Origin of the sequence: Virgibacillus byunsanensis, from assembly GCF_042675965.1 — a bacterium.
Taxonomy (GTDB): Bacteria; Bacillota; Bacilli; order Bacillales; family Amphibacillaceae; genus Virgibacillus_R; species Virgibacillus_R byunsanensis.
In genome coordinates this window covers 23,902-45,500 of sequence record NZ_JBHTKJ010000032.1, presented here as the reverse complement: position 1 = coordinate 45,500, position 21,599 = coordinate 23,902, and the positions used below count along the sequence as shown (strand labels likewise).

Annotated in this window: 21 protein-coding genes and 1 other annotated feature; all 21 genes read left to right on the top strand. The window is 39.0% G+C overall.

Annotation, left to right across the window (positions count from 1 at the left end; all coding sequences use genetic code 11):
• The first annotated feature begins 425 nt into the window (after positions 1-425).
• Positions 426-1,034, top strand: a complete 609-nt coding sequence (sigH, locus tag ACFQ3N_RS12355; protein ID WP_390362822.1) for an RNA polymerase sporulation sigma factor SigH — start codon at positions 426-428, stop codon at positions 1,032-1,034.
• 70 nt (positions 1,035-1,104) lie between these two features.
• Positions 1,105-1,254: a 50S ribosomal protein L33 gene (rpmG, locus tag ACFQ3N_RS12350; protein WP_390362820.1), complete on the top strand. Its 150-nt coding sequence runs from the start codon at positions 1,105-1,107 to the stop codon at positions 1,252-1,254.
• A gap of 34 nt (positions 1,255-1,288) precedes the next feature.
• A complete protein-coding gene (gene secE, locus ACFQ3N_RS12345) occupies positions 1,289-1,468 on the top strand; it encodes a preprotein translocase subunit SecE (protein WP_390362819.1) in 180 nt (59 codons plus the stop codon).
• A 183-nt stretch (positions 1,469-1,651) separates the two neighbouring features.
• Positions 1,652-2,188 carry a transcription termination/antitermination protein NusG gene (gene nusG / locus ACFQ3N_RS12340; protein ID WP_390362817.1) on the top strand — a complete coding sequence of 179 codons (537 nt, stop codon included), beginning with the start codon at positions 1,652-1,654 and terminating at the stop codon, positions 2,186-2,188.
• 170 nt (positions 2,189-2,358) lie between these two features.
• A complete protein-coding gene (gene rplK / locus ACFQ3N_RS12335) occupies positions 2,359-2,784 on the top strand; it encodes a 50S ribosomal protein L11 (RefSeq protein ID WP_019375547.1) in 426 nt (141 codons plus the stop codon).
• Positions 2,785-3,002: 218 nt separating this feature from the next.
• Positions 3,003-3,701 (top strand): 50S ribosomal protein L1, encoded by a 699-nt coding sequence (gene rplA, locus ACFQ3N_RS12330; protein WP_390362816.1) that lies wholly within the window; start codon positions 3,003-3,005, stop codon positions 3,699-3,701.
• A 48-nt stretch (positions 3,702-3,749) separates the two neighbouring features.
• Positions 3,750-3,899 (top strand) — a sequence feature (ribosomal protein L10 leader region).
• 32 nt (positions 3,900-3,931) lie between these two features.
• Positions 3,932-4,438 carry a 50S ribosomal protein L10 gene (rplJ, locus tag ACFQ3N_RS12325; RefSeq protein WP_390362815.1) on the top strand — a complete coding sequence of 169 codons (507 nt, stop codon included), beginning with the start codon at positions 3,932-3,934 and terminating at the stop codon, positions 4,436-4,438.
• Positions 4,439-4,506: 68 nt separating this feature from the next.
• Entirely contained in the window at positions 4,507-4,869 is a 363-nt protein-coding gene (gene rplL, locus ACFQ3N_RS12320) for a 50S ribosomal protein L7/L12 (RefSeq protein WP_390362813.1), read from the top strand.
• A 91-nt stretch (positions 4,870-4,960) separates the two neighbouring features.
• Entirely contained in the window at positions 4,961-5,563 is a 603-nt protein-coding gene (locus ACFQ3N_RS12315) for a class I SAM-dependent methyltransferase (protein WP_390362811.1), read from the top strand.
• 425 nt (positions 5,564-5,988) lie between these two features.
• The gene (rpoB, locus tag ACFQ3N_RS12310) at positions 5,989-9,525 is read left to right on the top strand and encodes a DNA-directed RNA polymerase subunit beta (RefSeq protein ID WP_390362810.1); all 3,537 of its coding nucleotides are present in this window, start codon (positions 5,989-5,991) and stop codon (positions 9,523-9,525) included.
• Positions 9,526-9,721: 196 nt separating this feature from the next.
• Entirely contained in the window at positions 9,722-13,333 is a 3,612-nt protein-coding gene (gene rpoC / locus ACFQ3N_RS12305) for a DNA-directed RNA polymerase subunit beta' (RefSeq protein ID WP_390362809.1), read from the top strand.
• Positions 13,302-13,709, top strand: a complete 408-nt coding sequence (locus tag ACFQ3N_RS12300) for a ribosomal L7Ae/L30e/S12e/Gadd45 family protein (protein WP_390362808.1) — start codon at positions 13,302-13,304, stop codon at positions 13,707-13,709. The genes rpoC and ACFQ3N_RS12300 overlap by 32 nt, the downstream gene beginning before the upstream one ends.
• Positions 13,710-13,858: 149 nt before the next feature.
• A complete protein-coding gene (gene rpsL, locus ACFQ3N_RS12295) occupies positions 13,859-14,275 on the top strand; it encodes a 30S ribosomal protein S12 (RefSeq protein WP_390362806.1) in 417 nt (138 codons plus the stop codon).
• Positions 14,276-14,313: 38 nt separating this feature from the next.
• Positions 14,314-14,784: a 30S ribosomal protein S7 gene (rpsG, locus tag ACFQ3N_RS12290; protein ID WP_390362805.1), complete on the top strand. Its 471-nt coding sequence runs from the start codon at positions 14,314-14,316 to the stop codon at positions 14,782-14,784.
• A 38-nt stretch (positions 14,785-14,822) separates the two neighbouring features.
• Entirely contained in the window at positions 14,823-16,901 is a 2,079-nt protein-coding gene (gene fusA, locus ACFQ3N_RS12285; protein ID WP_390362804.1) for an elongation factor G, read from the top strand.
• Positions 16,902-17,023: 122 nt separating this feature from the next.
• Positions 17,024-18,214, top strand: coding sequence for an elongation factor Tu (gene tuf, locus ACFQ3N_RS12280; RefSeq protein ID WP_390362803.1), 1,191 nt, complete (start codon positions 17,024-17,026; stop codon positions 18,212-18,214).
• A 584-nt stretch (positions 18,215-18,798) separates the two neighbouring features.
• A complete protein-coding gene (rpsJ, locus tag ACFQ3N_RS12275) occupies positions 18,799-19,107 on the top strand; it encodes a 30S ribosomal protein S10 (RefSeq protein WP_390362802.1) in 309 nt (102 codons plus the stop codon).
• 31 nt (positions 19,108-19,138) lie between these two features.
• Positions 19,139-19,771, top strand: coding sequence for a 50S ribosomal protein L3 (gene rplC / locus ACFQ3N_RS12270; RefSeq protein WP_390362801.1), 633 nt, complete (start codon positions 19,139-19,141; stop codon positions 19,769-19,771).
• A 26-nt stretch (positions 19,772-19,797) separates the two neighbouring features.
• Positions 19,798-20,421, top strand: a complete 624-nt coding sequence (gene rplD / locus ACFQ3N_RS12265) for a 50S ribosomal protein L4 (RefSeq protein WP_390362799.1) — start codon at positions 19,798-19,800, stop codon at positions 20,419-20,421.
• Positions 20,421-20,708 carry a 50S ribosomal protein L23 gene (rplW, locus tag ACFQ3N_RS12260; protein ID WP_390362798.1) on the top strand — a complete coding sequence of 96 codons (288 nt, stop codon included), beginning with the start codon at positions 20,421-20,423 and terminating at the stop codon, positions 20,706-20,708. Before rplD ends, rplW begins: the two co-directional genes overlap by 1 nt.
• Positions 20,709-20,737: 29 nt before the next feature.
• Positions 20,738-21,568 (top strand): 50S ribosomal protein L2, encoded by an 831-nt coding sequence (rplB, locus tag ACFQ3N_RS12255; protein WP_390362797.1) that lies wholly within the window; start codon positions 20,738-20,740, stop codon positions 21,566-21,568.
• Positions 21,569-21,599: the final 31 nt, after the last annotated feature.

Here is a 21,599-nt window from a genome sequence, read left to right as displayed (position 1 = left end):
TTATTCATAATTTTGGCATAAAATAATTTGTTTGACTTCTGTTGAAAAATTTTATGCAACGCTAGTGGGAAATTATAAAATTAGGAGCCTGTGGATAATTTATTTACTGCTTAAGCCGCGTCCAGCTCCAGCGCCCAGCGACTAGTGGGCTTCCTGATCCTCCTTACGATAAGTCAACATCGATTCGCTACCGCTCTTCGTGTTTCCTTTATCTCATGCGGATAAGTCCAGCCCATACGTCGCTAAACGGGCGCTTCGAGCTTTTGTTCCTATAAAGTTAAGAAAGTTCCTACTTTTTACAGAATCGGTGTATTGACTCTTATGAAAAGCTTACTGTATAATATTTCTAAATGGACTACAGAGTAGTCGGGGGGTCATTCTTGGTGAGTGTCAAGCAGATAGAGACAGATCATGATAACTTAAAAATGCTTGATGATGATGAAATATTACGTTTTGTCCATCAAGGAAATAGTCATGCACTAGACTTTATAATTCATAAGTATAGAAACTTCGTACGCGCTAAGGCACGCACTTATTTTTTAATTGGTGCGGATAAGGAAGATATTATACAAGAGGGTATGATTGGGCTGTATAAAGCTATACGGGATTATGACGGGGACAAGCTGTCTTCTTTTAAAGCTTTTGCTGAACTGTGTATTACTCGTCAAATTATTACAGCAATCAAAACAGCAACCAGACAAAAGCATATTCCATTAAATTCCTACGTTTCATTGGACAAGCCTATTTATGATGAAGAATCAGATCGAACGTTACTTGATGTTATTGCGGGCTCAAAAGCGATTGATCCACAAGAATTACTGGTAAACAGAGAAAACTATGGGGACATGGAACAAAAATTATCGGAATTATTGAGCGAGTTAGAAAAAAAGGTATTGCATTTATATCTCGATGGTCAGTCATATCAAGAAATTTCTGTCGATCTGAAACGACATGTTAAATCGATCGATAACGCATTACAACGAGTGAAGCGGAAATTGGAACAACTAATAGAATCCAATGAAGTAAGCTTTTGACATGACGTTGACACAAAAACATAACCATGCTACATTATAGTGAGAAAAACCCTTGATGGGGTGAGGTATAATGAGTAATAAAATAACACTAGCGTGTGCAATCTGTTCTAGTAGAAATTATACGACAAATAAAAATGTATCCACACATTCTATACGAATGGAAGTACGAAAATACTGCAAGACATGTGGGAAACATACGTTGCACCGCGAAACGAAATAAATGTATTATTCGGATAGAGTATGGGGGTACAAGCATGAATATATTCAAGTTTTTAAAAAATGTATCTAGAGAAATGAAAAAAGTTAGCTGGCCAAAAGGTCGTGAGTTAACTAGTTATACAATCACTGTAATTGCAACAGTTGCTTTCGTAGCTGTATATTTTGGAATCGTTGATACGGGGATTTCACAATTTTTAAATGCTTTTTTTGAATAATTACAGTATAATTATGCTATAATGAAAATAATATTTCCTTTTACAAAAACCCGGGACTAACGGGTTTTTTAATATTGTTTTATCTTTGTATAAAAAGTAACTTCGGTTTTTAAATGATCAATTACATATAAGGCTTTAAAGTGCCATATAAGGGAGGGAAGGACAACCAATTGTCCTGTTTAAATGGAGAAAAACTGGTATGTTGTTCATACGTATTCTGGTTATGAAAACAAAGTAAGAATGAATTTAGAAAAGCGCGTCGAAACAATGGGAATGGAAGATAAAATCTTCCGTGTGATTGTACCAGAAGACGAAGAGACGGAAATCAAAAATGGTAAAAAGAAAGTTACAAAGAAAAAGTTTTTCCCTGGATACGTGTTAACTGAAATGATTATGACTGACGACTCATGGTATGTAGTTCGCAACACGCCAGGAGTGACAGGTTTTGTCGGATCTAGTGGACACGGATCAAAACCTACACCACTATGGCCTGATGAGGTGGAAACGTTATTGAAACGTATGGGTGTTTCAGAGCCAGTTGTACAAATTGACTTTGATTTGAAAGAGAATGTGCGTGTGACGGATGGTCCATTTACGGACTTTGCGGGCACGATTGAACACATCGATATTGATAAACAAAAGGTAAAAGTTCATGTAAATATGTTTGGTAGAGAAACCCCTGTAGAATTGGATTTTTCCCAGATTGAAAAATTATCCTAATCTGTAAGTTGATCTTTGTTTAGTAAAACAACTAGACAAAACCTTGCATATTTTTATAATTCGTGCTAAAATTCTCTTGTTATTCATGCTCTCAATGAGGAGCAATGGTAAATATGAGTGGGAGGGGAAACCCCTATTACCACATCACGGACTTTAAGGAGGTGTGTCTCGTGGCTAAAAAAGTTATCAAATTAGTGAAGTTACAAATTCCAGCAGGTAAGGCTAATCCTGCACCACCAGTAGGACCAGCATTGGGTCAAGCAGGTGTTAATATTATGGGATTTTGTAAAGAATTTAATGCACGTACGCAAGACCAAGCTGGTATGATTATTCCGGTAGAAATCACGGTTTTTGAAGACCGTTCATTTACATTCATTACAAAAACTCCGCCTGCTGCTGTCTTATTGAAAAAAGCAGCTGGTATTGAAACTGCTTCAGGTGAACCAAACCGTAATAAAGTCGCAACTGTTAAACGCGATAAAGTAAAAGAGATTGCGGAAACTAAAATGCCTGATCTTAATGCCGCTGATGTAGAAGCAGCGATGCGCATGGTTGAAGGAACTGCGCGCAGTATGGGTATTACGATCGAAGACTAATACCTGTTAAGGTTTTTAAATACGGTGCGGGTTGCGACAGTGGGATTCCATTTCTCGCAACCTTTTCGCACTTTATGCACATTAAGCATCGTTGGTTAATGTGTAAGACGAGGAATTAAGGAAAACCTTAATCTAAGTCATCGTAAGCTTTATAAAAGTCTTGTGCTTTTATAAGTGGGAGGTATTACCGCTATAACCACAATAGAGGAGGAAATAAAATGGTTAAAAAAAGTAAAAGGGTTCAAGAAGCTGCAAAGCTTGTTGACCGTTCAAAAGCATATGAGGTTAAAGAGGCAATTTCTTTAGTGAAAGAAGCGTCAAAAGCAAATTTTGATGAAACTGTAGAAGCTGCGTTTCGTTTAGGGGTAGATCCTAAGAAAGCAGATCAACAAATTCGCGGAGCATTTGTTTTACCTCATGGTACTGGTAAAACTTTACGTGTACTAGTGTTTGCTAAAGGTGAAAAAGTGAAAGAAGCGGAAGCTGCTGGAGCTGATTATGTTGGAGATCAAGATTTAATCAATAAAATCAACCAAGGTTGGTTTGAATTTGACGTAATCGTTGCAACTCCAGATATGATGGGTGAAGTTGGTAAACTAGGTCGAGTACTAGGACCAAAAGGACTAATGCCTAACCCGAAAACAGGAACAGTAACGTTCGAAGTAGAGAAAGCTGTTAACGATATCAAAGCTGGTAAAGTTGAATATCGTGTTGATAAATCAGCGAACATCCATGTTCCAATTGGAAAGATCTCTTTCGATAATGAAAAACTAATCGAAAACTTTGAAGCAATTACAAATGCTTTAGTAAAAGTAAAACCACAAGCTTCTAAAGGTACGTACATGCGTAATGCATCTGTAACGTCAACAATGGGGCCTGGAATTAAAGTAGATGTTTCAAGTTATGTTCGTGGCTAATTCATCCTTGACTTATTAAAAAGGATTCGTTATACTGAATTGCGTTATGAAATTAAATACGTTGTACCGTAGACAGTAGGTGCGTTAATTCGCTTAATTTCCTGCCGAGGTGTTTATAAACAAAAGATCATTCTAATGATTGATTGCTATTTGTTATAAAAGCCTCCATGTCTACATGGAGGCTTTATTAATGTCCGGTATAATGATGAACGTTAACGGGAGGTGGAACAATGTCAAACAGCAATATTATTGAGCAAAAACAACAACTTGTCCAAGAAATTGCAAGTAAATTAAAAGATAGCCAATCTACTTTATTAGTTGATTATCGTGGTCTTGATGTAGCGGAAGTTACTGAATTACGTAAACAACTTCGTGAAGCAGGTGTTGAATTTAAAGTATATAAAAATTCAATGGCACGTCGTGCGGCTGACTCTGTAGAATTAGGAGAGTTATCCGAAACTCTTATTGGTCCAACTGCAATTGCATTCAGTAATGATGATGTAATCGCACCAGCTAAAATTTTGAACAATTTTGCTAAAGACCATGAAGAGTTAACCATTAAAGGTGGCGTAATCGAAGGAGAAATTGCAAGTATAGAACAAATCAAAGAACTTGCGAGTCTTCCGAATTACGAAGGTATGGTTTCTATGTTGCTTAGCGTACTACAAGCGCCTGTGCGTAACTTTGCATATGCAACAAAAGCTATTGCAGAACAAAAAGAAGAACAAGGTGCGTAAAATACAATTAATCAATTTTACGTTTTCGATAATATAAAAATTAAAACGAAATTAGGAGGAAATAAATCATGACTAAAGAACAAATTATTGATGCAATTAAAGAAATGTCAGTTTTAGATTTAAACGATCTAGTTAAAGCGATCGAAGAAGAATTTGGTGTAACAGCTGCGGCACCAGTAGCGGCAGCGGGTGCAGGAGCTGGAGAAGTTGTTGAAGAGCAAACAGAATTTGATGTTGTACTTGAAGGTCCTGGAGATTCTAAAATTAAAGTTGTTAAAGCGGTACGCGAAATCACTGGTCTTGGTCTTAAAGACGCAAAAGACATGGTAGATAACGCTCCAAAAGCAATTAAAGAAGGAATTTCTAAAGAAGACGCTGAAGAACTAAAAGGTAAACTTGAAGAAGTAGGCGCATCTGTAACAGTTAAGTAATTTTATTATAAAAAAGGAGCTCGCCCGACCGGCGGGCTTTCTATATATCACATAACTTCTCTATTTAATACTTTATAAAGTAGGTGCCCAAATGTCTGAGCATTACTTTTCACAAAAACCCCAATCTAAAAGTTCACCCAAGACATGGAGTTATCAATTGAGAGATAAATTATATACATTTACCAGTGATTATGGTGTGTTTTCTAAAGACGAGGTAGATTTTGGTTCCCGATTATTAATTGAACAATTTAGAGAACCAACTATTACTGGCGATTTTTTAGATCTGGGTTGTGGTTATGGTCCGATTGGAATTGCGTTAGCAGATAGTTTTAAAGATAGGAAAATAATATTTGCGGATATCAATGAACGTGCAATAGCATTTGCTGAAAAAAACGCAGCGCATAACAAAGTTGATAATGCAGAATTTATTCAAAGTGATAGATTCTCGAATTTATCGAATCAATTATTTGCGGCAATTATCACGAATCCACCCATTAGAGCTGGCAAAAAAATTGTCCATTCAATGTTTGAAGAAAGTAAAAAGGCATTACTACCTCAAGGAGAACTGTGGGTAGTAATCCAGAAGAAGCAAGGCGCCCCATCTGCAAAAGAAAAATTAGTTGAAGTATTTGGGAATGCAGAAGTAGTCAATCGGGACAAAGGCTACTTTATTTTGAGGGCTACAAATGTTTGACCTTGTTTTATACTTGTGATAATATTGTAAAATGCTAACATGGGACTTCCCTTGTCAAGAGGAAGTTTTATGAAATATGTAACGTATAATTCATCGATGATCGGAAACACTGTTAAAATCGAGAAAATACACGATAAGGTTTTTAATGAAAAACCTTTTTTCTATTTCATTTTATATCATCACACCGGTTTTAGCTAGTCTGTTTTTTGCCGATGAAAGAAACGTGTCTCTTTAATTCAAAGATATTTTTTGTAACACTTGTAATTACATCAGTAATACAAGTTTGTTCAGTGCGTTTTATGACTGAACATTTTCTAACTAAGTATGTAAGAAAAAATGCTGATTAAAATCTCAGCAATGTTTTCTAAAATATAATAGCCATTTTTCTAGATTATGAAAAATGCATGATTTGAGAGGTGAAGCAGTTGACAGGTCAACTAGTTCAGTATGGACGGCACCGCCAGCGTAGAAGCTATGCGCGTATCAGCGAAGTATTAGAGTTACCAAATCTAATCGAAATTCAAACCGCTTCGTATGAATGGTTTTTAGAAGAAGGTTTGAAAGAAATGTTTAAAGACATTTCACCAATTGAGGACTTTACAGGCAACCTATCATTAGAATTTGTCGATTATAGTTTAGGAGAACCTAAGTATCCTGTAGATGAATCAAAAGATAGAGATGTCACTTACAATGCTCCGCTTCGAGTGAAGGTTCGTTTGATTAACAATGAAACCGGTGAAGTAAAAGAGCAAGAGGTATTTATGGGAGATTTCCCATTAATGACTGACACAGGTACATTTGTAATAAATGGGGCTGAACGAGTAATCGTTTCACAGCTTGTCCGTTCACCTAGTGTTTATTTTAATGAAAAAATTGATAAAAACGGTAAAAGAGGCGTAACTGCAACTGTAATTCCGAATCGAGGAGCTTGGTTGGAATTTGAAACAGATGCAAAAGACGTTGCTTATGTCCGTATTGATCGTACACGTAAATTGCCTATTACAGTGCTGTTACGTGCACTTGGTTTTGGAACAGATCAAGAAATCATTGATCTCATAGGTGAAAACGATTATTTACGTAATACATTGGAAAAAGATAATACTGAAACAACGGATAAAGCGTTACTAGAAATCTATGAACGCTTGCGTCCTGGTGAGCCACCAACAGTTGATAATGCAAAAAGTCTATTAGTTTCACGGTTCTTTGATCCAAAACGCTATGACCTTGCTCATGTTGGCCGCTATAAGATGAATAAAAAGCTACACATAAAAAACCGTTTGTTCAATCAAGTGTTAGCAGAGCCAATTGTGGATCCGGAAACCGGAGAAGTATTAGCACAAAAAGGCGATAAGTTAGAACGTAAATTACTTAATAAAATTATACCGTATTTAGAAAATGATGAAGAGAAAGTTGGAGAGAGAATTTTAGAGCCAAATGAAGGGGTTCTAGAAGATCCGATCCGTCTTCAATCCGTTAAGATAATAGACCCAACCGATCCTAATGGTGAAAGGGAGCTTAACGTTATTGGTAATGCTGGAATAGATTCAGGTGTAAAGAATATTATGCCTGCTGATATTTTATCGTCAATTAATTACTTCTTTAACTTACTCCATAAGGTAGGAGGAACGGATGATATTGACCATCTAGGCAACCGTAGACTCCGTTCAGTTGGGGAATTATTGCAAAACCAGTTCCGTATTGGTTTATCTCGTATGGAGCGTGTGGTGCGTGAAAGAATGTCAATTCAAGACACTTCTAGTATTACACCACAACAATTAATTAATATTCGTCCTGTAATTGCCTCTATTAAAGAGTTCTTTGGCAGTTCACAGCTTTCACAGTTTATGGACCAAACAAACCCATTAGGTGAGCTGACGCACAAACGCCGTCTATCAGCATTGGGACCCGGGGGATTAACCCGTGAACGTGCAGGATTTGAAGTTCGAGACGTTCATTACTCTCACTACGGTCGTATGTGTCCGATTGAGACACCAGAAGGACCGAACATTGGTCTGATAAACTCTTTATCAAGCTATGCGAAAGTTAACAAGTTTGGCTTTATCGAAACACCATATCGTAGGGTTGACCCAGACACCGGTAAAGTTACAGCAGAATTTGATTATCTTACAGCCGATGAGGAAGATAATTATGTAGTGGCGCAGGCGAATGCGCATTTAAATGAAGATGGTAGTTTTGAGGACGCAGAGGTTATCGCCCGTTTTAGAGGTGAGAACAAAGTTGTACCTCGTGAAAATATTGATTATATGGACGTATCACCAAAACAAGTTGTTTCTGCAGCGACAGCATGTATTCCTTTCTTGGAGAATGATGACTCTAACCGTGCACTAATGGGTGCGAACATGCAACGTCAAGCAGTACCATTGATGCAACCAGAAGCACCTACTGTAGGTACAGGAATGGAATATGTTTCTGGAAAAGACTCAGGTGCTGCGGTAATTTGCAGGCACGAAGGTGTTGTGGAACGAGTAGAAGCGAAAGAAGTACACGTTCGTCGCATTTCTGAAATAGACGGAAAAGAAGTTCAAGGTGACGTAGATCGCTATCGCTTACAAAAATTTATTCGCTCTAACCAAGGTACTTGTTATAACCAACGCCCGATTGTCAGCGAAGGAGACCGTGTTACCAAAGGAGAAATTTTGGCTGATGGACCTTCCATGGAAAGTGGCGAACTTGCGCTAGGTCGTAATGTTGTAGTTGGCTTTATGACATGGGAAGGTTATAACTATGAAGATGCGGTAATCATGAGTGAGAGACTGGTTAAAGATGACGTATACACATCTATTCACATTGAAGAATATGAATCAGAAGCACGTGATACAAAGCTTGGACCAGAAGAAATCACACGAGATATACCAAATGTCGGAGAAGAAGCACTAAAAGACCTAAATGAACACGGCATTATTCGTGTAGGTGCTGAAGTTGGTGACGGTGATATTTTAGTAGGTAAAGTAACACCAAAAGGGGTTACCGAGTTATCTGCTGAAGAACGTTTGCTACACGCCATTTTCGGTGAAAAAGCACGTGAAGTACGTGATACATCCCTACGTGTACCACACGGAGCTGGGGGCATCGTACTTGATGTTAAAATTTTCAACCGAGAAGACGGTGATGAACTACCACCAGGAGTTAATCAGCTAGTTCGTGCTTACATTGTTCAGAAGCGTAAGATTTCTGAAGGAGATAAGATGGCTGGCCGACATGGTAACAAAGGTGTAATTTCTAAAATTTTACCAGAAGAAGATATGCCATTCTTGCCTGATGGTACGCCAATCGATATTATGTTGAATCCATTAGGTGTTCCATCGCGAATGAACATTGGACAGGTTTTTGAAATGCACTTAGGTATGGCAGCGCGTCAGTTAGGTATTCATGTAGCATCACCAGTATTTGATGGTGCAACCGAACAAGACGTATGGGATACGTTGGAAGAAGCCGGAATGCCAAGGGATGCCAAAACAGTTCTTTATGATGGAAGATCAGGAGAGCCATTTGATAACCGCATTTCAGTAGGTGTTATGTACATGATTAAACTGGCACACATGGTTGATGATAAATTACATGCTCGTTCAACAGGACCATATTCACTTGTTACGCAACAACCACTTGGTGGTAAAGCGCAATTTGGTGGACAGCGGTTTGGTGAGATGGAAGTTTGGGCACTTGAAGCATACGGTGCAGCATATACACTTCAGGAAATATTAACTGTTAAATCAGATGATATTGTTGGACGTGTGAAGACTTATGAAGCAATCGTTAAAGGTGATAACCTTCCAGATCCAGGCGTTCCAGAGTCATTTAAAGTTCTTATAAAAGAACTGCAAAGCTTAGGTTTAGACGTGAAAATGTTATCAAGTGATGAGTCAGAAATTGAATTGCGTGACCTTGAAGAAGAAGAAACGCAACAAGCAAGCAAGCTTAATCTAGAAGTAGAGGAACATTAGAATAATTGGAGTAGGGTTGGCTCTCAACCGGTAATGCCGGGTAGAGTCAATACCCTTCAAATAAATATAGCACAACTTTAAAACTAACTTTTTAAAAAGGTTAGCGTATTGTACAATATTTTTTCGCCAACAGGCGGTATCAGGTTATTCTGAAAAGCTATTGGTAAATTTGGACACTAAAAGGGAGGTAGGCCCCTTGCTAGATGTAAATAACTTTGAGTATATGAAAATCGGTTTAGCATCATCAGAAAAAATCCGCTCTTGGTCATACGGCGAGGTAAAAAAACCAGAAACGATCAACTACCGTACATTAAAGCCAGAGAAAGATGGTTTGTTCTGTGAACGGATCTTTGGTCCGCAAAAAGACTGGGAATGTCATTGTGGGAAATATAAACGTGTACGATATAAAGGTGTCGTTTGTGACCGTTGTGGTGTTGAAGTTACAAAAGCTAAAGTTCGACGTGAAAGAATGGGGCATCTTGAATTAGCAGCTCCTGTATCGCACATTTGGTATTTCAAAGGAATTCCAAGTCGTATGGGTCTTGTGTTAGATATGTCACCACGTGCGTTAGAAGAAGTAATCTACTTTGCAGCTTATATTGTAACAGAAACAGGTGATACTCCTCTTGAGAAGAAACAACTGTTATCTGAAAAGGAGTACCGTGCCTATTACGATAAGTATGGTAAGACTTTTAAAGCACAAATGGGCGCAGAAGCAATTCGCAAGCTCTTGCAAGATATCGATCTTGAAAAAGAGGTTGAGGCATTAAGAGAAGAACTTAAGACAGCACAAGGTCAACGTAGAACTCGTGCTATTAAACGCTTGGATGTCTTAGAAGCATTTCGTCATTCTGGAAACGATACATCTTGGATGATTTTAGATGTACTTCCTGTTATACCACCAGAAATAAGACCAATGGTACAACTTGACGGAGGTCGTTTTGCTACTTCTGATTTAAATGATTTATATCGTCGTGTTATCAATCGTAATAATCGACTAAAACGTTTATTAGATCTTGGTGCACCAAGTATTATTGTTCAAAACGAAAAGCGTATGCTGCAAGAAGCCGTAGATGCATTAATTGATAACGGTCGACGTGGTCGTCCGGTAACAGGCCCTGGTAATAGACCTCTGAAATCACTATCACATATGCTAAAAGGGAAGCAAGGACGTTTTCGTCAAAACCTATTAGGTAAACGTGTAGACTATTCTGGACGTTCTGTAATCGTAGTTGGTCCATTCCTGAAAATGTACCAATGTGGCTTGCCAAAAGAAATGGCACTAGAGCTGTTCAAACCATTTATTATGAAGGAGCTAGTTGAAAAAGGCTACGCTCATAATATTAAATCTGCAAAGCGTAAAATAGAGCGCGTGCATCCAGAAGTATGGGATGTTTTAGAAGAAGTTATCAAGGAGCACCCGGTACTACTAAACCGTGCACCAACATTGCACCGTTTGGGTATCCAGGCGTTTGAACCAATCCTGGTTGAAGGTCGGGCAATTCGCCTCCACCCATTAGTATGTACAGCATATAACGCTGACTTTGATGGTGATCAAATGGCGGTTCACGTTCCTTTATCTGAAGAAGCTCAAGCAGAAGCAAGAATCCTAATGCTTGCTGCTCAAAATATCTTAAACCCTAAAGATGGTAAACCAGTTGTAACACCTTCACAAGATATGGTATTAGGAAACTATTACTTGACTATGGAGCGAGAGGGTGCAATTGGAGAAGGTAGTGTGTTTAAAGATGTAGAGGAAGCACTACTAGCTTACCAAAATGGTTATGTGCACTTACACACTAGAGTTGCAGTGCAAGCATCAAGCTTAAAAAACAATACGTTTACAGAAGAGCAACATAATAAACTATTGCTAACAACAGTTGGTAAGCTTATATTCAATGAAATTCTGCCTGAATCGTTCCCGTATATTAATGAGCCGACGAAAAGCAATTTGGAAATTGAAACTCCAATTAAGTATTTTGTTGAAAAGGGAACAGACATTAGAGAAGAGATTAAAAGTCGCGATATTATCAACCCGTTTAAAAAAGGTATCCTAGGTGATGTAATCGCTGAGGTCTTTAAACGCTTTAAGATTAGTGAAACTTCAAAAATGCTTGACCGCATGAAGGATCTTGGATTTAGTTATTCAACAAAAGCAGGTATGACTGTTGGTGTTTCTGACATTGTTGTATTAGCTGAAAAAGAGGCCATACTTGAAGAGGCTCAAATAAAAGTAGATAACGTATCGAAACAATTCAGAAGAGGCTTAATCACAGACGAAGAGCGTTATGATCGCGTTATTGCAATTTGGTCTCAATCGAAGGACGTAATTCAAGATAAACTAATGAAATCATTGAGTCATAGAAACCCAATCTTTATGATGAGTGATTCTGGAGCAAGGGGTAACGCCTCTAACTTTACGCAGTTAGCTGGAATGCGTGGTTTGATGGCCAACCCAGCGGGTAAAATTATTGAACTGCCAATCAAATCAAGTTTCCGTGAGGGGCTTACTGTATTAGAATACTTTATTTCCACACACGGCGCTCGAAAAGGTTTGGCTGATACAGCATTGAAAACCGCTGACTCAGGTTATCTAACAAGACGTCTTGTAGATGTAGCGCAGGATGTTATTATCCGCGAGGCAGATTGTGGAACAGACCGAGGCTTAAAAGTTTCAGCACTGACCGATGGTACAGAGGTAATAGAACCGCTAAATGACCGACTAATAGGTCGTACCGTATTTGAAACAGTTAGCCATCCAGAAACAAAAGATGTAATTGTTGAGAAGAATACGGTTATTACAGAAGACCAAGCGAAGAAAACAGTGGACGCTGGGGTTGAAGAAGTAATTATCCGTTCTGTGTTTACATGTAATACGAAGCATGGAGCTTGTCAAAAATGTTATGGTAAAAACCTTGCAACAGGAATGGATGTTGAAGTTGGTGAGGCAGTAGGAATTATTGCTGCACAATCCATCGGTGAACCAGGTACACAGTTAACCATGCGTACATTCCATACAGGTGGGGTTGCCGGAGATGACATTACACAAGGTTTACCTCGTATTCAAGAATTATTTGAAGCGCGTCATCCAAAAGGGCAAGCTGTTATTAGTGAGATCTTTGGAACAGTTCACGAAATTAAAGAAGTGAAAGATAAACAAGAAATTGTCATCCAAGGTGATGTAGAACAAAGATCTTATGCTGTGCCATACAATGCACGATTTAAAGTGGCTGTTGGTGATGAAGTAATTGCTGGTCAAGAACTTACAGAAGGTTCTGTTGATCCAAAAGATTTACTCCGAGTTAAAGGGGTGGAAGGAGTACAACATTACTTATTACGTGAAGTTCAGCGTGTATACCGTATGCAAGGTGTTGAAATCGGTGATAAACACGTAGAAGTAATGGTACGCCAGATGTTAAGAAAGATCCGTGTACACGATGCTGGTGATACAGATGTACTTCCTGGTTCACTATTAGAAATACACCAGTTCAAAGACGCTAACTATACTGTCATAAATAATGGTGAGCAACCGGCAGTAGGAAAACCAGTATTATTAGGAATTACAAAAGCATCACTTGAAACAGACTCATTCTTGTCTGCCGCTTCATTCCAGGAAACTACACGCGTTTTAACGGATGCAGCAATCAAAGGTAAACGTGATGAGCTATTAGGACTAAAAGAGAATGTAATTATCGGTAAGCTCGTACCTGCCGGAACAGGGATGCAACGATATCGAAAGATCAAATCTTCTAGTGATGTAGCAGACGATGTTATAGATGAACCAGAAGAAACAGAAACAGTACAGTAAACAAGTAAAAAAATATAGGAAGCACCAAAAAAAAGTTGATTTTAAGTTGACATTAAAAAACGAGGATGATACTATATTCAAGGTGCTTCCGATTATACTTGTTGCTTTGGAGGATAACATTCTAATGTCTTATGAAAAAGTAACTCAGCGGCAATCACGCTTAATAATTGGAACGAAGCAAACTCTAAAGGCTATGAAAAATGGCGATGTGAGTGAAGTTTTTATTGCTGATGATGCTGATCAATTTATAACACAAAAGGTTGCTGACTTAGCTAACCAAATTGGTATACCTTGTAAGCATGTTGATTCAATGGAAAAGCTAGGCACTGCTTGTGGTATAGATGTAGCTACATCAACGGCAGCTATAAAAAGATAGGAGTTTTGGCGGAGCGATATTCGCGAAAGCTTTGTTTTTTGCCAAAAGATGAACCACCCGGACATGTGGGATTACAATCAACCATAAAGGTGGTTACTAGATTAAAATTTTCTTAACGTATTTCGTTAACTAGAAAGGAGGAAACATAAATGCCTACTATTAATCAATTAGTACGTAAAGGCCGAGTAAACAAACCAAAAAAGTCTGACTCTCCAGCACTTAATAAAGGATATAACAGCTTTAAAAAGTCAATGACAGACCAAAACGCACCTCATAAGCGTGGAGTTTGTACTCGTGTTGGAACATTGACACCAAAGAAACCAAACTCAGCACTACGTAAATACGCACGTGTGCGTTTGTCAAACAGCATGGAAGTTACTGCATATATACCTGGAATCGGACACAACCTACAAGAACATAGTGTTGTATTGATCCGTGGTGGACGTGTAAAAGACTTACCAGGTGTTCGCTATCATATTGTTCGTGGCGCACTAGACACTGCCGGTGTTGAAGGACGCTCACAAGGACGTTCAAAATATGGAACAAAGAGACCAAAGAAAAAATAATTGAACGCAGATAGATATTTAGGAAAGGAGGGGGACATATGCCACGTAAAGGACCAGTACCTAAACGCGATGTCTTGCCGGATCCACTTTATAATTCAAAGTTAGTTACTCGTTTGATCAACCAAATCATGGTTGATGGAAAAAGAGGTATTGCTCAAAAAATTCTATATAATGCATTTGACTTAGTTGCTCAACGTAGCGGACAAGATGCTAAAGAAGTTTTTGAACAAGCAATGAAAAACGTTATGCCAGTACTTGAAGTTCGTGCGCGCCGTGTTGGTGGTTCTAACTACCAAGTACCAATGGAAGTACGCCCAGAACGTCGTCAAGCATTAGGATTACGTTATATCGTTAACTATTCACGCTTGCGCGGTGAAAAGACAATGGAAGAGCGTCTTGCAAATGAAATTCTTGATGCTTCAAACAACACCGGAGCATCTGTTAAAAAACGCGAAGAACTACACAAGATGGCTGAAGCGAACAAAGCGTTTGCTCACTATCGTTGGTAAAATACTATTAAAGCTTTTAACAGGAAGGAGAAGAGTACATGGCAAGAGAGTTCTCCTTGGAAAAGACACGCAATATTGGTATTATGGCACACATTGATGCAGGTAAAACTACCATGACTGAGCGTATTCTTTTCTACACAGGACGTATTCATAAAATTGGTGAAACACACGAAGGTGCTTCACAGATGGACTGGATGGAGCAGGAACAAGAGCGCGGAATTACAATTACTTCTGCAGCGACAACTGCTTCTTGGAAGGAACATCGTATAAATATTATTGACACACCCGGTCACGTGGACTTCACAGTAGAAGTTGAGCGTTCATTACGTGTGCTTGATGGAGCGGTAGCTGTTCTTGACGCACAATCTGGTGTGGAACCACAAACAGAAACAGTGTGGCGCCAAGCGACAACTTATGGCGTGCCTAGAGTTGTATTTGTTAACAAAATGGATAAAATCGGTGCAGACTTTTTGTATTCTACACAAACATTGAAAGATCGCTTGGGAGCTAATGCACACCCAGTTCAGCTACCAATTGGTGCTGAAGATGAATTCGAAGGTATTATTGACCTTGTTACTATGCAAGCATATTACTATGAAGATGACTTAGGTACACGAGCTGAAGCACGTGAAATACCTGCAGATTATAAGGACAAAGCTGAAGAACTGCGTGCAGGCTTAGTCGAAGCTGTATCTGAATTAGATGAAGAGCTGATGATAAAGTATCTAGAAGGAGAGGAAGTCTCTAACGAAGAACTTAAGAAAGCAATTCGTCAAGCAACATTAAATGTTGAATTTTATCCAATATTTGCAGGTTCAGCGTTTAAAAACAAAGGTGTTCAATTAGTTATTGATGGTGTTATTGATTATCTTCCAGCACCAACGGATGTACCTCCAATCGAAGGTATAGTCCCAGGTACAGAAGAAAAAGTAGCTCGCCCATCAGATGATAGTGCACCATTCTCTGCACTAGCATTTAAAGTAATGACAGACCCATACGTTGGTAAATTAACATTCTTCCGCGTATATTCTGGTACTTTAGATTCTGGTTCATATGTTAAAAACTCAGTAAAAGATAAGCGTGAACGTGTAGGACGTATTCTACAAATGCATGCAAACTCCCGTGAAGAAATTTCAAGAGTTTATTCCGGTGAAATTGCAGCTGCGGTAGGTTTAAAAGATACTTCTACAGGGGATACACTATGTGATGAAAAAGAATTAGTAATTCTTGAGTCAATGGAATTCCCTGACCCAGTAATTTCTGTAGCTATTGAACCTAAAACAAAAGCCGACCAGGATAAAATGGCTATTGCATTAGGTAAACTAGCAGAAGAAGATCCAACATTTAAAACAGAAACAAACCCAGAAACAGGTCAAACGATTATTTCTGGCATGGGTGAGCTTCACCTTGACATCATTGTTGATCGCTTAAAGCGTGAATTTAAAGTGGAAGCAAACGTTGGTGCGCCACAAGTTGCGTATCGTGAAACATTCCGCGGTTCCGCTGAAGTTGAAGGTAAATTCGTACGTCAGTCTGGTGGTCGTGGACAATATGGTCATGTTTGGGTTAAATTTGAACCAAACGAAGAAGGCGCTGGCTTTGAATTTGTAAACAAAATTGTTGGTGGTTCAGTACCACGTGAATATATCGGATCTGTTGAAGCTGGTATTAAAGAAGCAACAGAAAATGGTGTGTTAGCTGGTTACCCACTAATAGATTTAAAAGCAACTCTTTATGATGGTAGTTATCATGACGTTGACTCGAATGAGATGGCATTTAAAATCGCTGGTTCAATGGCATTGAAAGCAGCTAAGAATAAATGTAAACCGGTTCTACTTGAACCACTTGAAAGAGTTGAAATTGTAATTCCAGAAGAATACATGGGTGATATCATGGGAGATGTAACTTCTCGTCGTGGACGTGTTGAAGGTATGGAAGCACGCGGACCTGCACAGGTTATCAAAGCGTTTGTTCCACTTTCAGAAATGTTTGGTTATGCGACTGCATTGCGTTCAAACACGCAAGGACGTGGACAGTACACCATGCACTTCGACCATTATGAAGAAGTACCTAAGAGTATTTCAGAAGAAATAATCAAGAAAAACTCAGGTGAATAATTGATTTTTTCCTGATACTAAAGTATAACTTTTATGAAGGCTAAGAAATGGTCAACGCATTATTTCTTAGCTGAACATAATAATTAAAAAAACACTTTTACTTATTTAAGGAGGAACTATAAATGGCTAAAGAAAAGTTCGATCGCTCAAAAAGTCACGTGAATATTGGTACAATTGGACACGTTGACCATGGTAAAACTACTTTAACTGCTGCAATTACTTCAGTAATGCACAAGAAATCTGGTAAAGGTAGCGCAATGGCGTATGACCAAATTGATGGTGCACCTGAAGAGAAAGAACGCGGTATTACAATCGCTACATCTCACGTTGAATATGAAACTGATTCTCGTCACTATGCACACGTTGACTGCCCAGGTCACGCTGACTATGTTAAAAACATGATCACTGGTGCTGCACAAATGGACGGCGCTATTCTAGTAGTATCTGCTGCAGATGGCCCAATGCCACAAACTCGTGAGCACATCCTATTGTCTCGTAACGTTGGAGTACCTTCAATCGTTGTATTCCTTAACAAAACAGACATGGTAGATGATGAAGAACTACTTGAATTAGTAGAAATGGAAGTTCGCGATCTATTAACTGAATACGACTTCCCTGGTGATGATGTACCAGTTGTTAAAGGTTCTGCACTTAAAGCTCTAGAAGGCGATGCAGAATATGAAGAAAAAATCGTTGAACTTATGGCTGCAGTTGATGACTACATCCCAACTCCAGAACGTGACAACGACAAGCCATTCATGATGCCAATTGAGGACGTATTCTCAATCACTGGCCGTGGTACTGTTGCTACAGGACGTGTTGAGCGTGGAGAAATCAAAGTTGGAGACGATGTAGAAATCATCGGTCTTGCTGAAGATGCTTCTAAGACTACAGTAACTGGTGTTGAAATGTTCCGTAAGCTTCTTGATTATGCAGAAGCTGGAGATAACATTGGTGCACTTCTTCGTGGGGTTTCTCGTGAAGATATCAACCGTGGTCAAGTACTAGCAAAGCCTGGTTCTATTACTCCACATACTAACTTCAAAGCAGAAGTTTATGTATTATCAAAAGAAGAAGGTGGACGTCACACTCCATTTTTCGCTAACTACCGTCCGCAGTTCTATTTCCGTACAACTGACGTAACTGGTGTTATTCAATTACCAGAAGGCGTTGAAATGGTAATGCCTGGTGATAATATTGAAATGGATGTTGAACTAATCTCAAAAATCGCTATCGAAGACGGTACTCGTTTCTCAATCCGTGAAGGCGGACGTACTGTTGGATCTGGTGTTGTAACATCAATTCAAAAATAATAGTTTTACTCAAAACAGATAGCGTGACGACGCTATCTGTTTTTTATTGTTAATGAAATTATAAAATTAGGAGCCTGTGAGCAATTTATTAACTATGTAAGCCGCATCCAGATCCGACGTACAGGACAAGGAAGACTTCGACAGCGAAACAGGTACGATAAAAAAGGGAACTCTTTTTTCAAGGATGTGGCGTTTTCGTCGGCCGGCACCTAAACCCTCGAGACATAAGCTGTTGGACTCCGTGTCGTAAAGGCGCCCACACTACTCGACCTGCTTATGCTTGTCGTATCTTTCATGCGCTTCTAGCTTTTGTTTTATCTGTTCAATTTTCCCAACAAAAAATATCACTCTATCTCTTGCAATCACTAGGTATAGTCAGTATAATACATAGTTGTGCAATCACATAGTAAATTATGAAATAGGGTTGCATTGACTAACGTTTTTCTATATAATATAAATGTTGGTCATTTTAAGGCGATGATGTGAAAGGTTGTTGACACACCCGGCCCCTTTGCCATGGCGGGATGTTAAGAAATTTTCACGGAGAATGTCTATAATAATATGGGCGAAAAGGAGGGAAAATTATGGCAAAAGAAAAGATTAGAATTCGTTTGAAGGCTTATGATCATCGCATTTTAGATCAATCAGCTGAGAAGATTGTAGATACAGCGAAACGTTCTGGAGCAAACGTATCAGGACCAATTCCGTTGCCTACTGAAAGATCTGTTTATACTGTATTGCGTGCGGTGCACAAATACAAGGATGCTCGTGAGCAATTCGAAATGCGTACACATAAACGCTTAATCGATATTGTTAACCCAACTCCACAAACAGTAGATTCGCTAATGCGTCTCGATTTACCATCTGGTGTGGATATTGAAATTAAATTATAAAAATAATGAGTTATTATAGGAGGTGTAACGGATGACGAAAGGAATCTTAGGTCGTAAAATCGGCATGACTCAGCTTTTCTCTGAAGATGGAGAATTAGTACCAGTGACAGTTATTCAAGCTGAACCAAACGTAGTTTTACAAAAGCGTACATTAGAAAATGATGGCTATGAAGCACTACAAATTGGCTTTGCTGATGAAAAACAATCACGTACAAATAAGGCGGAAAAAGGCCATGCTGAAAAAGCAAACACAGCCCCTAAGCGCTACGTTCGTGAATTCCGTGACGCAAATCTTGATGAATATGAAACTGGTCAAGAAATTAGCGTAGATGTTTTTCAAACTGGCGACAAAATTGATGTAACCGGAACTTCTAAAGGGAAAGGTTTCCAAGGGGCTATTAAACGCCACAATCAACAACGTGGTCCATCATCCCATGGTTCACATTTCCACAGAAGTGCAGGTTCAATGGGTGCAGCTGCAGACCCAGCACGTGTCTTTAAAGGTAAGAAGTTACCTGGACAAATGGGTGGCGGTCAAATCACAATCAAGAACCTTGAGGTTGTTAATGTAGATACAGAGCGTAATCTATTATTAATCAAAGGAAATGTTCCAGGAGCGAAAAAATCTTTAGTGAAAATCACAAGTGCATTACAGGCTAACTAATCATATACACGAAGGGAGGATATGTCATGCCTAAAGTAGCGCTATTTAAACAAGATGGTTCACAAACCGGTGATATGGAATTAAATGATTCTGTGTTCGGTATTGAGCCAAATACACATGTGTTGCACGAGGCGGTAGTTATGCAACGCGCATCATTACGTCAAGGAACACATGATGTGAAAAACCGTTCGGAAGTTAGAGGCGGTGGACGCAAACCATGGAGACAAAAAGGGACAGGACGTGCACGTCAAGGTTCTACTCGTTCTCCGCAATGGGTTGGTGGTGGTACTGTTTTTGGTCCTACACCACGCAGCTATAGCTACAAACTACCAAAGAAAGTACGTCGTTTAGCACTTAAATCTGCACTTTCATCAAAAGTGAAAGAAGAAAATCTAGTTGTTTTAGATAGTATTGCAATCGAAGCACCTAAAACAAAAGAAGTAGTTAAGATGCTAGAGGCGTTAAATGTTGATACGAAAGTATTAATTGTTACTGCTGAAAAAGAAGATACTGTTATTCGTTCAGCAAACAACTTGCAAAATGTTAAAGTACTTTCTGTTGAGGAAGTTAATGTACTAGACTTGCTTGCGCATGACAAGCTGATCTTGACAAAAGATGCAGCTGAAAAAGCAGGGGAGGTGCTTGCATAATGAAAGATCTACGTGATATTATTAAGCGCCCTGTCATTACAGAGAATACTGCTGATTTAATGGCAGAGAAGAAATATACGTTCGAAGTAAGCCCCAAAGCAAATAAAACACAGATTAAAGATGCTGTTGAGTTGGTTTTTGGTGTGAAAGTAGAAAAAGTTAACACAATGAATCTTAAAGGTAAATTTAAGCGGATGGGCCGTTATGGCGGATACCGCTCTGATCGCAAAAAAGCAATTGTGCAGCTTTCAGAAGATAGTAAAGAACTAGAATTCTTTGAAGGCTAAGAAAAAATAAGCGAAGGAGGGAAAACAAGATGGCGATTAAAAAATTCAGACCTACTACAAATGCTAGACGTAATATGTCTGCATCTGACTTTGCGGAGATCACAACTGACACTCCAGAAAAATCTCTACTGAGTCCACTATATAACCGTGGCGGACGTAACAATCAAGGGAAATTAACTGTTCGTCATCAAGGCGGCGGTCACAAGCGTCAATACCGTATTATCGACTTCAAACGTGATAAAGATGGTATACCAGGACGCGTTGCTACGATCGAATACGATCCTAACCGTTCAGCTAATATCGCATTAATCCATTATGTAGATGGTGAAAAACGTTATATTTTAGCTCCGAAAGGACTAAAAGTGGGACAACAAATAGAATCTGGTGAAAACGCAGATATCAAATCAGGTAATGCACTTCCACTTGCAAACATTCCAGTTGGTACTATCATTCACAATGTTGAATTGAAGCCTGGACGTGGAGGTCAACTTGCACGTTCTGCTGGTGCAGAAGCACAAATTCTTGGACGTGAAGACAAATATACACTAGTTCGTTTAGCATCTGGTGAAGTTCGTTTAATTTTGACAACTTGTCGTGCAACAGTAGGTCAAGTTGGAAACCTTGAACATGAACTAATCCGTATTGGTAAAGCAGGACGTTCTCGTTGGATGGGTAAACGCCCTACTGTTCGTGGTTCTGTTATGAACCCTAACGATCACCCACATGGTGGTGGTGAAGGACGTGCGCCAATCGGACGTAAGTCACCAATGTCACCTTGGGGCAAACCTACACTTGGTTACAAAACACGAAAGCGCAATAAGCCGACTGATAAGTATATCGTTCGTAAGCGTAAAAAATAACCGATAGTAGTGGACAGGTGATAATCCTGTT

What these genes read in the sequence shown, in the direction of transcription:
- sigH (WP_390362822.1), top strand. Translation starts at nt 426, where the DNA reads ATGCTTGATGATGATGAAATATTACGTTTTGTCCATCAAGGAAATAGT.
- rpmG (WP_390362820.1), top strand. Translation starts at nt 1,105, where the DNA reads ATGAGTAATAAAATAACACTAGCGTGTGCAATCTGTTCTAGTAGAAAT.
- secE (WP_390362819.1), top strand. Translation starts at nt 1,289, where the DNA reads ATGAATATATTCAAGTTTTTAAAAAATGTATCTAGAGAAATGAAAAAA.
- nusG (WP_390362817.1), top strand. Translation starts at nt 1,652, where the DNA reads ATGGAGAAAAACTGGTATGTTGTTCATACGTATTCTGGTTATGAAAAC.
- rplA (WP_390362816.1), top strand. Translation starts at nt 3,003, where the DNA reads ATGGTTAAAAAAAGTAAAAGGGTTCAAGAAGCTGCAAAGCTTGTTGAC.
- rplJ (WP_390362815.1), top strand. Translation starts at nt 3,932, where the DNA reads ATGTCAAACAGCAATATTATTGAGCAAAAACAACAACTTGTCCAAGAA.
- rplL (WP_390362813.1), top strand. Translation starts at nt 4,507, where the DNA reads ATGACTAAAGAACAAATTATTGATGCAATTAAAGAAATGTCAGTTTTA.
- ACFQ3N_RS12315 (WP_390362811.1), top strand. Translation starts at nt 4,961, where the DNA reads ATGTCTGAGCATTACTTTTCACAAAAACCCCAATCTAAAAGTTCACCC.
- ACFQ3N_RS12300 (WP_390362808.1), top strand. Translation starts at nt 13,302, where the DNA reads ATGAACCAGAAGAAACAGAAACAGTACAGTAAACAAGTAAAAAAATAT.
- rpsL (WP_390362806.1), top strand. Translation starts at nt 13,859, where the DNA reads ATGCCTACTATTAATCAATTAGTACGTAAAGGCCGAGTAAACAAACCA.
- rpsG (WP_390362805.1), top strand. Translation starts at nt 14,314, where the DNA reads ATGCCACGTAAAGGACCAGTACCTAAACGCGATGTCTTGCCGGATCCA.
- fusA (WP_390362804.1), top strand. Translation starts at nt 14,823, where the DNA reads ATGGCAAGAGAGTTCTCCTTGGAAAAGACACGCAATATTGGTATTATG.
- tuf (WP_390362803.1), top strand. Translation starts at nt 17,024, where the DNA reads ATGGCTAAAGAAAAGTTCGATCGCTCAAAAAGTCACGTGAATATTGGT.
- rpsJ (WP_390362802.1), top strand. Translation starts at nt 18,799, where the DNA reads ATGGCAAAAGAAAAGATTAGAATTCGTTTGAAGGCTTATGATCATCGC.
- rplC (WP_390362801.1), top strand. Translation starts at nt 19,139, where the DNA reads ATGACGAAAGGAATCTTAGGTCGTAAAATCGGCATGACTCAGCTTTTC.
- rplD (WP_390362799.1), top strand. Translation starts at nt 19,798, where the DNA reads ATGCCTAAAGTAGCGCTATTTAAACAAGATGGTTCACAAACCGGTGAT.
- rplW (WP_390362798.1), top strand. Translation starts at nt 20,421, where the DNA reads ATGAAAGATCTACGTGATATTATTAAGCGCCCTGTCATTACAGAGAAT.
- rplB (WP_390362797.1), top strand. Translation starts at nt 20,738, where the DNA reads ATGGCGATTAAAAAATTCAGACCTACTACAAATGCTAGACGTAATATG.